Consider the following 12,088-nt stretch of genomic DNA (forward strand, 5'->3'; position numbering starts at 1 on the left):
AAGGTCCAACGGCACAGGCCGAATGCCGGCCCGTGCCGTTGGCGTCCGCTTATTGACGTTCAGGCGGTCGTCTTTCCGGCGTGTCCAGATCGGACATTTCCTTCTTCGCTTGCTTCAGCGCCGGCTCGAGATATTTGTCGATGTTCGTTTGCAGTTCCTTCAAATACTGCTCCGTCGTCAGCTTGCCGTCGAAGAAGCGCTGTACGCTGCCTACCCAGTCCTGCACGGACGGCTGATAGTCCATCAGTCCGCGAGCCAATTGGTTGCCCGGGCTCCAGTAGCCTTCGGTATTGCCGATCGGCGCGAAGTCCGCGAAAGCGGAAGCCATTTCCGGCGGAAGCGTAATGTCCTTCAGCGCAGGAGAGCCTGCCAGCGATGCGTCGTCGCTCTCTTGGATTGCTTTAACGTATACGCCGTAGCCTTCCGGACTCGTCAAATACATCATGAAGTCCGCGTTCAGTTCATTCTGCTCGGCCGACTTGTTCACGAACCCGTAGAAGCCGATCGGAATTTGAATCGTTCTGGCCGGAGCCATCACTTCCGGGCCTTCCATCGACGGCATGTTGAAGAATCCGTATTGGAACGGCTTCACGCCGCCCTGTGCGCCGGTTTTCTCTTCATCCGCGAAATCCTTCGGCAGTTGGAAGTAGTGGCCCGGAGTTCCCATCAGCGTAGCGGCCTTGCCCGTCAGGAACAGATTGTACGCTTGCTCGGCCTTCACTCCGAAGAAGCCTTCAGGAACGTATTGGAACAAGCGCTTCAGATTGTCGGCATAGGCGACCCACTTCGGATTGCCCTCCACCTGATAAGGCCCCTCTTTATCGCGAATCGCCTTCAAATGGCGCATTTCGTTCTTCGTGACATTGCTGTTCGAATCGTTGTACGGATCGGTCAAATCATACTCCCATACGCTGTCGATATCCGGCACGTACGAGTAGTCCTGCTCCTGGGAACGGATGACGTTAATGAAGTCGCGCAAATACTGGTCGGCGTAAATCCGCACGAGCCATCCTGCCTCGCCGCTCCACATCGAAGTGGAATCCCCGGCCAGCGCGAGCGGCGTGTAGCCCTCGGCTTTGATTTTCTCGAATGCGTCGATCAGCTCGTTAAACGTCTTCGGCGCTTGCGTAATGCCGACTTTCTCGAAAATCTCCTTATTGTATACCCATACGATCTGCACCGACTCGAAATTGAGGTTGGCCAGGAAGTCCTCGGAGCTGACGCCCTCGAGGTTGATGCCCATCGCTCCGAGATCGAGCGATTCCACCCAAGGCTTGCCGGTGTAGGGATTCATTTTGTCGAAATAAGCGTAATAGTCCATGAACTTGCGTTCGTTGACCAGGGCCGCGACCTCGTTGTTCACGACCATGTCCACTTCCGGCGTGCCGGCTGCGAACTGGGCCGTCAGCCATTCCTTGTAGCCTTCCATCGGCTTGTTGTCGACCGTGACCTTGACGCCCGGATTTTTGGCCATGTAACCGCTGGCCACCGCGTTCCATACGGAAGAGGAAGCATTGGGCAAGGAAATGTTGATCGTTCCCTTTAACTCTCGCGCAGCTTCGGCAGGGCTTTCGGAAGCGGTTTCCGACGGCGGCGCGCTGGAGCTCGGGGTCGTGCCGGAAGGACTCGACTCGGCGGCGTTGTTTTTGCTGCATGCCGCGAGTAACGAGGACACCATAAGTATACCAAGTAGCAAAGCCAGCCCCTTCTTTTTGAACATGTCGATCTCACCCTCGTTTTCGTCATTTTTGGTGAAGCGCTTTCTTCCCTTGACCGATAAGCGTCCCGAACGAACCCGGCTTGTCGGCCATGCTGTCGATCAAACCCTATCTTTGTCGCCAGTAAAGTATAGTGTTTATTATTTCGTATACTTTACTTTTAAAAGAATACTATATAAGGAGCTGCAGTGCAACATCTTTTTCGCTCTCCGCGGCTCCGATTTGCCGTAATCGGAATAAGAAAGGCTGTCGCCAACTTCCCGACAGCCCCGCGCTCCCAACAGGAGCCCCAACTATTCAATTGCTTGCCCTTAGCGCTTTGCGGGAGCCGGTCCCGTACTGTCTCTCTGGACTAGCGTAGGTACGATCTCGTCCTTCACAAGCCGGTTCTCTCCGTCTTTCATTTCGTACAGCAAAATTTCCGCGGCTCTCTGGCCGAGTTTATACGTATTCTGATTAACCGTGGACAACGTCGGATAAGTATACTTGCTTACTTTAACGTCATCGTACCCCATAATGCTGACTTCCTCCGGAACCTTCATGCCGAGCTCCTTGGCCGCATACACGGCCCCCATCGCCTTGTAATCGCTCGTCGCGAAGATGGCTGTCGGAGGATCGTCGAGCGACATCAGCCTCCGGAATCCGTCGTTGCCCATGCTCACTCTTTCGTGATCTCCGCTCATAATGGCGACCAGCTCGGGATCGAACGGAATTTGCCGCTGCGACAGCGCAAGCCGGTAGCCCTGCAGCCGGAGGGAAAATTCCTGGTTGATTTCCAGAATCGAATTGCCCGTCAGAATGACCCCGATGCGCCGATGGCCGAGGGACAGCAAGTGCTGCGTCGCGAGATAGCCCCCGGTCAAGTTGTCCACGATGACGTACGGGATGCCCAAGTGCGGGTAGTAGAAATGCACGGTGACGATGCGCCGTTTCTCTTGCTGCCAGGCGGACAGGCGGGACTGATCGAACGAATCCATCGTCGTCAGCAGGATGATGCCCGCTCCCGGGTCCTGCGGAAGCTCGTAGTTTTCTCCGATGTTCCACATGTGGAAGGCGATTCCGCTCTCGTCGCACGCCGCCTTGATCCCTTCGAACATATCGGTGAAGAACGGATGGGTGAAATCCGACACTTCATGATTTTTATGAGCGAAAAAAATCGTCCGAATCGGCTTCGGTCCGGCTGAAGCGACAGTCTCCTGGATAAAGGTTCCTTTGCCGCGTATACGGTATACGTATCCTTCCTGGACGAGATCCGACAGAGCTCTGCGAGACGTGATCTCGCTCGTGTTGTATTCTTTGGCCAGATCGATCTGCGTCGGGAGCGGATCGTGCGCCTTCAGCTCCCCCGTCTCGATCTTGCGCTTAATATCGTTCATGATATGCCGATACATCGGAGTCTTGTCCGACCTATCCATGTCCATGCGACTACACTCCTCCCGAATTGGGATTAGTATACTTTAGCGTCGCCTTTTTCGCAAGACGGAACAGAGCGGGAGGGCCGGAGGGTTATGTCCCTCGCTCGCTCCCGCTCTGTTGCGCACAGCGGTTACCGCCGTGCTCGCCTATCGTCGCCGATCCTTGCCGCCGTTCTCCGTTAATGCCGACGAACTTAGGAAATCTCGCAGTCCTATTCGCCCGCCGGGATTGAATAACGGTAATTCAGTCTGCCCGCCGGCGCGACGTCGCCGTATTGGTAGAAGTCCATCGGATCGCCCTCGTTCTGCAGGTTGTCGGCCCATTTGAACGACAGCATGAGCTCCCGGTCCGACTTCTCCAGGCCGAGCAGCGTTCTCGGAATCGCCAGATGCAGCTCGTTTCCCCGTACCGCATAGCCGATCTCTCCGACCGCTTCCCAATTCCAACCGCCCAGACTCTTCTCCAGATAGGCCGCGGATTCACCCGGCGTCCGCCGGTTAACGGCAAAGTGATAGCCCTCCCAGTCTCTGTCTTCGTTTCCTTCGATGCGAAGAAGCAGCATCATCCAGTTGCGATCCGTGTAAGGTGTCAGATCGGACGCCGACGCCGCATAGAAAAACAGCGTATCGTCCGTATGCGCCGCCTTGAACGCAACGAGCTCGTTGCGCCCCGTTGCGTTCGCGTAATGAAGCTCGCCGTAGCCCGGATGGCTTCTAGGCCGCGTCTTGCCGCGAAAATCGCGATACTCCGCGCCGACTCCCCGCCACGCCCCGAAGTCGGGAGCGATCGGAATCGGCCTCTCGAGGCGGCAGCTCGGCTCCGCTTCGTCCGGCATGCCTTTGAAACGCCGGATGTAACCGATCAACTGCATATAGTAGCTGTCCCCGTAACCGCCCTTCATCGGTTCGATGTCGCGGCTGAAGTTCAGCGTCGCCTGATCGACGAACAGCACCGGCCTCTCCGGCCGGCCCGGCAGGCGCATCGCGATCCATTCGTTCCAGCCTGTCACGAACACGATTTCCGGATCTTCGGCCAGCGCGAACGCCCACTGCTCCGCCACGTTGGCGCCCCGAACGATCGCCTCCTCCGAATCCGTCTCTCCCGGACCCGCGCCTTCGTGATACCCTCTGCCCCAATTGTCGCCGCAGCCATAGAAGGGAGTGTCGCTCATCGCCACGCTGGGGTGCTGGGCGACAGATACGCTGATTGTCTCCTTGGCTCCCTCTTCGCTGTAGAACACCCGCTGCGGACGCTGGAACTCGATCCACGGAAAGCCGTTCGTCTTCTCCGCTTCATTCGGCCATTGGTTCAGCCGGAACGTGAAGAAAGCGCGGTGCTCCTCCTCGCATTGCGAAGGATCGCCGATGATCAGCGGCTTGCCCTTCCAGCGGAACCACAGATGCGGATACCGGTTCGGCTTGTACACGTCTTCGTAAATGTCCGCCACGGTCCGCCCCGACTCCGTATTCGTATAGAAAACGAATCGCGGAACTTTGAAGCCCTGCCCGGCAAGCTCGTCGAGAATGCGGAACAGCCGGTCGTACACGTTCTTGTACGTGACCGCGTTCGTCGTATCGAAGACGAGAAAGTCGACGCCTGCCGCCGTCAGAAGCTGAGCATGCTTGCGCAGCACCCATTCATCGTCGTTCAAGTAGTAGCCATACAGCGGTTCTCCCCAAAAGTGAAACGACTCGGGCGGGCCCCAGGCGGGATGCTCCGGGTCATGCACCGCTTCCGGCCACCGGGCGAGGATGCGCGTATTGTCGTTAGGCCCTTCCGTTCCATGCTGCCCCAGCCACAGGAAATAAAACAGTCCGACGAACCGATCCGCCCGATACGGCCCGGCCTCCTCCCGGGTCGGCAGCTTCCTTCCCAAGGCGTCGATGCCCGCGCAGCTCTCAAACCCTTTGTTCTCCATCCGTTTTCTCTCCTTTTATCTGTCGCGGCATACCGCCGATATCCCGCGGTTCCGGCCGCTCGGAGAGAGGGCGAACCCGTCGCGCCTCTCCCTCGCACTGCCCCGCGCTGCCGTTATTCCACGCCGATCCGGTCCAGCTGAAACTCCGGATTCCAAGTGATGTCGCTGCCGACCGCACGGAAGGAAATTTCAATGTCGGTAACCGAAGAGCGGCCCGCCCATGCCGACAGGTCTGCAGAGATGCGGTTCCAGCGATCCGCGCTCATGGCGCTCGTGTAGCTGAAGCTGTCTTCCCCGCTCCGCAGCGTTACTCGTGTCTCATAAGTGGCTCCCGGAACGCCGCCGTAGCTGTTGATGTCGTACGAGAATACGGAGGCTCCGCTTAGATCGAACGGCTGCTCGGGCGTCGTCTTCACCGTCTTCCAGGCGGAGGCCGCCGCGATCGCGGAACGCCCCGACAAAGCTTGCTGTCCTTCGCTCGGCGTGCCCGGACCGTTCGGGAACGACTGCACGGCGGCGACGCTGGCTACGTTCAAGCCTGCGCTCCAGCCCTGAACGCCGTCCTCGAAGTTGTACAGAACGCCGTCCTCCGGGGTTACCGGGGCTTTTCCTTTTAACGGGAATGTATACGTGCGATCCTCCAGCTTGATTTTCAGCTCGGGTTCTGTTCCGTTGGCCGGCGTATATTGCGTGACCTTCACGGTGAAAGATCGGCTTTCGTCGGTTCGTATGCCGCCGGGTTGAATGTCCTTCTTGGACAGCTTCAGGCCGGGCGTCGGTTCCAGCTTCAGCTTCTTGTTCAGCTTGTCGGGGCCGAAATTCGTTACGGTTACGGATATTTCCGCTCCTGCTTCGAGTGCCGGAGAGACAAGCTTCGCTTCCACTTCGACGTTCGGATACTTCTTCTCTTCCTTGATCTTCTTGACGAATTTCGCCTCGTCGATACGGATTTCACCTTGCCAAGGCGCCCCTCCGACGGAACGGACCCAGATTTTGACGCCGTCGATCGACCGCAGACCATCCCAGCCCTTAAGCGGCAGCGCCAGATGGTTCCAGCCCTTCGACAGATCCAGTTTGGCCGTACCTTCCACGCGCTCGGAGCCGCTGTAGACGATGAACTTCGCATAGTACGCATGGCTCGGATCAGCGCCGGGCAGTTGAATGGCGGCCGTGAAATACGGCGTTTTCTTCGCGTCGAGCGGTTGCGTAAGCTTCTTCTGCACGCCCGCCCAATTGAGCCGGTAAGCGCTGTTCACGGTCGCCGCCAAGTAGCCGTTGCCGCGGAAAGCGCCTCCTTGCTCGGAGCGGATCGAACTGACTTCATCCGATGCCGCGAATCCGTCCGTTCCCGCTTCGAAGCCCCCGTCCGGCCCTGCTTGGTCTGCGCTAGCGATAAACTCGAGGCCGTTGGCTTGCGGCAAGCTCCGATCGGCCAGAAGGGCGGGATTAAAGCCCGGAATCGCCTGCTGCCAGCTCGGAATGCCGATGATCGCCTTCGCGAAATCCGTCACCTCCAACGACCGCTCCGTATCGATATACTTGAACACATCGTAGATCGCTTTGTGCTGATCCGGAGTGACGACGGAAGTCGGCGTATGCGTCCACAGCCCGAGATTCAGTCCGCCCTCTTCGCCGTGATCGACGTGGCGGTGCAGAATAAAGGCGTCGATGCCGTCAAGGAACCGGATCTTGTAGTACGCATACGCGTAAGCCGCGGCTTGAACCTTCTGATCGTTCTCGGAGTTCGTCAGGCTGTGGAAGCCCTGCTCCGACAGGATAATGCGGCGCATCTCCCCGTCGTACGTATAGTCCGGCTGCTTCATGTAGTCGACGAGCACGTCCAGATTTTTGAACGTAATCCGCTCCGTGTCGAAGGAATCCGTCGCCGTCGCGTCATTCCAGAAGCGAGGATTGAACAAGTTTTCCGGGTACGGATGGAACGCCATGTTCCAGCTGAAGTCGCCTTCCGCGCGCGTCAGCTGCGTCAAGCGGTCGACGATCGCCTTGTTGTCGTATTTCCATAAGGAATCTGCGCTCAAGTTCTCGTTCCAGAAATGGTCGAGAGAGATATACGTTCTGGCATTCGCGTAAGCCGACTTGACGATCGTATCGACGAGGCGAAGCGTCTGGGCGTATTCGCGGACGTAGGCGTCCAGCTTTTTCGGCCCCATGTTGTTCCATACTTTGTTCTGGCCGACCTCGTTGCCCACGATGTAGTTGACCGCGCGCCCGAATTGCTGGTCGGACTTGGAGTAGCGCTCGGCCAGAAATTTAGTCGCCGCTTTCACATACTCGACGCCGACAGCGTTGGACGTATTCAGCGCGTAGACGATGCCGCCGGGCTCCGAGTCCGGGTGGAGCAAATATTCGTTCGCGGATTCCGGGTCTTTCGTATCGTACATGATAAGAATGAGGGAGACGATAATGCCGTTGTCGGACAGGCTCTTGACCTGACGGTCCATCTGCTCGATCCGATCCTTGCGGAAAAAGTAGGTCTGGCCTTCGACTTCGAACGGAATCGAATTGTTCGGGTGATTGCCGTTCTTGTACATCAGCTCGTTGTAGGCTACGTTCAGCGCCGCGTGGCTGATGCCGAGCTCCTGCGCGTCGCCCGTCATCTGCACCTGCAGCCCCTTGATGCTCTCAGCTTGGGGGAACGGCTCGTTGTTGGCGGCGAGCGTCTCCGCGTTCGCGACGTATTGCGGCGCGGCGACGAGCGTGTACTCGCCTCCGTCCTCGCGGGCCGCCACCGCAAACTTGGAATACAGCCGGCTCCTCGTTCCGTCGTTCAGGCCGGTCTCGAACCGGAACGACTCTGCGAGGTCCGCATCCGCCAGCGGCGTATGCGACGCCAACTCCGTCTGTGCATCCTCGTAGGTGGCCAATTCGAACAAATACAGCCTCGCCTCGGGATGATTGGCGACGAACTCGGGCTTAACGGTTCCTTCAATGGCGATCACTCCGCCTTGCTCAATGAGAGCTTGCGCCGTTCCGTCGAACGGCTTCTCCAGAACGGGCATCGATTTGGGCGTAATCTGATCGATCGCCAGCGTGCCCGAAGCGGCAGGGATGCTGAAGCGGAACGCCGTCACCGTCCCGCTCCAGTCCTCGCGGTCCGAGAAGTTGAAATCGCGGGTGAACGTGCCCGAAGCCGGAATATCGAACGTCTTCGTGCGGGCGGCGTCCCAATCCGTTCCCGCCGTTTTCCACTGTACGGTCAGTTGCTCCGCCCCCGTTCCGTTCGTCATCGTCACGGACAATCCGTTACGCTTCGCCGCGTCGATTGCCAGCAGCGGGGATTCGAGCGTTCCGGCCGAGCCTCCGAGCGAGTAGAGCAGCTGTCCGCCCGCCGTCTGCAAGCTTCCTCCCGCAGCGGTGAAGCCTTCGGTTTCACCTTCGATGTCGAAGCTGAGGTCGCGCGCGTTCGTCGCCGTAATGTAGTCGATCTGGAAACGGCCGTTCCAGTAATCGTAGCCTGGCGCTCCTGGTGCGATCCCCTCCAGGTCGAAGTTCTGCATGAAGGAAATTTCCATCTTCGTGATGTTGCTTCTTCCAGCCCACTCCTCCAGGTTGATGAAGATCGGCCTCCAGGAGTCCGGACGGATCATGGCGACGCTCTCGAAACGGTCGTCTCCGCTGTACAGCGCGACCTTAAGCGCATAGTCCGCCGTCGCCTGCCATCCCCAGCTGTTGGCCGCCAGCGCCAGATAGCGGTATCCGCTCAGATCCAGCGGCTGCTCGTAGTCGCGGTAGATCGATCTCCACTCGTATACTTTGACCAGCTCCGGCACCTGCTCCAAGGCGCCAACGCCTTCGAACGGCTGGTTGGGACCGTTCAGCAGACTCGTCACGTACTGGACGGCGTCCGTATTTTGTCCGGCCTGCCACGCCTGCACCGACTCCGGCGCATTAAAATCGTCCAGCACGATCGCGGGGTACACGTCCTTGCCCGTCGATACCCGGTCGGACTGCTGCAGCGCCGGATCGTATTTGCCCGCCGAGACGACGGCGGCAAGAAGCAACTGCAAAAGCATCAGCACTGCCAGTACCGCAGATACGTTACGCATTCGAGACATAAATAGCCTCCTCCATTGGATTAAGAATGTTTTCGCAAATAACATAACAAATAAGTATTCTTTATACAACAATTATTTAACTAAGTATACATAATTGTTGCTGAGGAACTATTTTTAGCGTGAATGTCGGGTGCTTAAGGGGCTGCGTCAGGGCGATGGGGCGATGGAACGCGTGGTCAAGGCCACAAAAGTGCCTTGAGGCTCTCAGGCGGGGCAATCTGCTGCGACGGTAAGGCCATAAAAGTGCCTCGGCGCTCTCCGACGGGGAGTGGGTGTGATGAATGATAAGTGCGAGGCTCAAGTGCGGGAGTATGCCAAGAGACAGCCGGGATCGGCTGTCTCCTCAGGACACGCATTAAACGCAGCTATAGTCGGATCGGGTTGCGGTGAAGGTGGCGGTAACGACGGTGAACCCTCCGTCCTCTGCCGTTTCGACGTTATCGAGCGATTCGTCCGCGGACCAGCCAAGCCCTGCGGGAAGCCGGGCTTCGAAGGCGACAGCTCCGCCGTCCGTTTCGGACCAAGAGGCTTCGATGTCCCCGCGAGGTGTCGGAATTGTACCTTTGGCCCAAGCGAGCCCTCCCGCGGCGGCGGGACGAAGCGCGACCAGCCCTTCCCCCAGCCGGGAGGTATCGACGCCCAGCACTTCGCGCGACAGCAAATAAGTCGGAGAAGCGCCCCAGCCGTGAGAGAAGCTGACGGGGATGGAGGCCTGCATATACGTCGGCGTATGGCCCAGATACGGACTCGGCACCGTGCATGCGGGCAGCGACGGGTCGAACGTCTCCCACCATGTCGTCGCTCCCCGGTCGAGCATGGCTCCCCAGAAGTAACGAATTTCCTTCAACGCTTCTTCGCGATAGGAGTAAGCAAACAACGTTTCCAGAACGATATGGTAGAAAAACGCCCCCTTGATCGGCGGAAGCTTGCCGGTCAAGTAGAAGTCCTCGATGAAGCTTCTGGCCGCTTCCTCCTCCATGATTCCGCACCAGGCGGCGACGAAGTTCGTCTGCGCCGTTACGCTGTCGGACAGCCCGCCGGCTGACAGGCAATCCGCGAACAGCGGCCCTTCCGGCAAACGCATGCGCTCCCTGACCGTCTTGCGCAATTCGGCCGCTTTCGCCTCCAGCGCCCGCGATCTCGGCAACTCTCCCATGCGCTTGGCAAGCTGCGAGACGGTAAGCAGGAACTTGTAATAGTAGCAGGAGATCGCCGTTACCTTGTCCTTGCGCTCAATGTCGTCCGACCAATCGATAAAGCACCACCAGCCGTCGCGGTCGGCATTGGCGAACAAGCCCTCTTCGTCCTCCTGCGCCCTGAACCATGCCTCCAGCCTGCTTATGGAAGGCCACAGCTCGGCCAGGAACCTGTCGTCCCCGCTGTAATCGACGTACTCCTTCACGCCGAACAGCCAATGCGCGCAAAAATCCGGGAGCATAAAGTCGTTCCTCTCCGGTCCCGTTCCGGGAATCGAACCGTCTTCGTTCTGAACGCGGGCGATCTGCAGCAAGCATTTGCGAACCAGGGACAAATCTCCGAAAGTTTGATAGACGACTCTGGCCATCACGACGGCATCCGCCACCCACAATGCGGCCTCGCGATAGGGGCAATCCTCGAAATGCTCCTGGCTGTTGACGATTGCCGTATATTTGCCCACTTCCCAGATCCGGTTCAGCCTCTCGTCGCTGCACGCAAAGCTGCCATGCTCCAGATACGGGTAATGCACGGACTTCATTCGCACCGAGCGGACTTCGACGGGCGACGGAGTTCCTTGCAGCGCAAGCTTCATGAACCGGAAAGCCCGTCTGCCGAAGGAACGCACGCGATTGCTTCCCTTCTTCAGCACGAACGTATCGGTAAGCTCCAGCTCAAGCCCTTCTCCGTAAAAAAGATGAGCGACCCCGCCCTCGGGAGCTTCAAGCTCCAGCTCGGGGTACCCGACGACTTCCGTTCCGAAATCGTAGGTCGCGTTCGGATAAGAGCCCGGCACAGAAGCATCGACGGACATTGAACCGGAGGGATCTGCGCCCTCAAGCACGGAACCGGCGTTAACAATCGCTCCGAGATAGGCCTGCTCTCCGACGAGGTCGACCGGTCGCAGCCAAGCTTGCTTCAAATGGGGAGTTTCCCGCTCCAGCAGCTTGGGCCACGGCGACTCCTCGCCATTCGCCACGGCAACGACCGTCGCGGCCGACCAATCCGAATCGTCGTACTCCGGCAGCTCCCATCCATCCTCCCGTTCGGCCAAGTAAATTTCCCGGTACCCGCCCCACATATGCATGCGAATCGAATCCGGCCTCCACCTCGGAGAAACGCGGCATTTCCAGCCCTCTCCCGTAGCCGCCAAGCAGACGCTCACGTCAACGCCCGCGTCCGGCTTCAGATCGACCTGGCACAGCAAACCTCCCGGACCCTGACGCTGTCCGGTGACGATGCTGTCCGTTCCGAAGTTGTAAGCCAGCACACCGACAACGTTGCGTCCGGGACGCAGCTTATCGGCGATCTCGTATACGTCGTAATACTGCGAGCCGTTATCGCACGGCGACGGCCCTCTTCCGATCTCCTCGCCGTTCACGTACAGCTCGTATTCCTGATTTGCCGTTACGCGAAGCACAGCCCTCTCGGGAGACGTCCGAAGCTCGAACGAACCCCGCGCTTCCATATATTGATTGTTTCGTCTCAGTTCCTCGTTCACCCAGATCCAGCTTGCTTCCCACTTCTTCATCGCTCCCCAACCTCCGGTATTCTCTGTAGCTTATATTTGTTATTTAGTATACTTAATAATACTTTAATATACTTTTAGTGTCTATATCTAACACAAAGAATTAACCGCTACCTCGCGATTGTGTCCTTAACAGCTCCACAGACCATTATCCCCTCATGAGATAAGCCCGCCGCGCGGGTTTATTCGGCAAGTCTGCTGCGCGAAGGGCTTATTGGCGAGTCTGTGAGGGCGGCGG

The 12,088-nt window shown here is 58.3% G+C and carries 5 protein-coding genes; all 5 read right to left on the bottom strand.

What is annotated here, in order from left to right; translation table 11 throughout:
* Positions 1-49: 49 nt before the first annotated feature.
* Entirely contained in the window at positions 50-1,720 is a 1,671-nt protein-coding gene (locus tag B0G52_RS21280; RefSeq protein WP_094047396.1) for an ABC transporter substrate-binding protein, read from the bottom strand.
* 309 nt (positions 1,721-2,029) lie between these two features.
* Positions 2,030-3,139, bottom strand: coding sequence for a GntR family transcriptional regulator (locus B0G52_RS21285; RefSeq protein ID WP_094047397.1), 1,110 nt, complete (start codon positions 3,137-3,139; stop codon positions 2,030-2,032).
* Between the two features lie 206 nt (positions 3,140-3,345).
* A complete protein-coding gene (locus B0G52_RS21290; RefSeq protein ID WP_094047398.1) occupies positions 3,346-5,052 on the bottom strand; it encodes a glycoside hydrolase family 71/99 protein in 1,707 nt (568 codons plus the stop codon).
* Positions 5,053-5,165: 113 nt separating this feature from the next.
* Complete coding sequence (locus B0G52_RS21295; RefSeq protein WP_143762607.1) at positions 5,166-9,128, bottom strand: DUF5722 domain-containing protein; 3,963 nt, start codon at positions 9,126-9,128, stop codon at positions 5,166-5,168.
* Between the two features lie 355 nt (positions 9,129-9,483).
* On the bottom strand, positions 9,484-11,853 hold the full coding sequence (locus tag B0G52_RS21300; protein WP_094047400.1) for an alpha-L-rhamnosidase-related protein: 2,370 nt from the start codon (positions 11,851-11,853) through the stop codon (positions 9,484-9,486).
* Between the last annotated feature and the right edge of the window lie 235 nt (positions 11,854-12,088).

The organism is Cohnella sp. SGD-V74, assembly GCF_003001675.1.
GTDB lineage: Bacteria > Bacillota > Bacilli > Paenibacillales > Paenibacillaceae > Cohnella.

Excerpts from the sequence above, each read along its gene's own strand:
- B0G52_RS21280 (WP_094047396.1), bottom strand. The coding sequence starts at position 1,720 with ATGTTCAAAAAGAAGGGGCTGGCTTTGCTACTTGGTATACTTATGGTG.
- B0G52_RS21285 (WP_094047397.1), bottom strand. The coding sequence starts at position 3,139 with ATGGACATGGATAGGTCGGACAAGACTCCGATGTATCGGCATATCATG.
- B0G52_RS21290 (WP_094047398.1), bottom strand. The coding sequence starts at position 5,052 with ATGGAGAACAAAGGGTTTGAGAGCTGCGCGGGCATCGACGCCTTGGGA.
- B0G52_RS21295 (WP_143762607.1), bottom strand. The coding sequence starts at position 9,128 with ATGTCTCGAATGCGTAACGTATCTGCGGTACTGGCAGTGCTGATGCTT.
- B0G52_RS21300 (WP_094047400.1), bottom strand. The coding sequence starts at position 11,853 with ATGAAGAAGTGGGAAGCAAGCTGGATCTGGGTGAACGAGGAACTGAGA.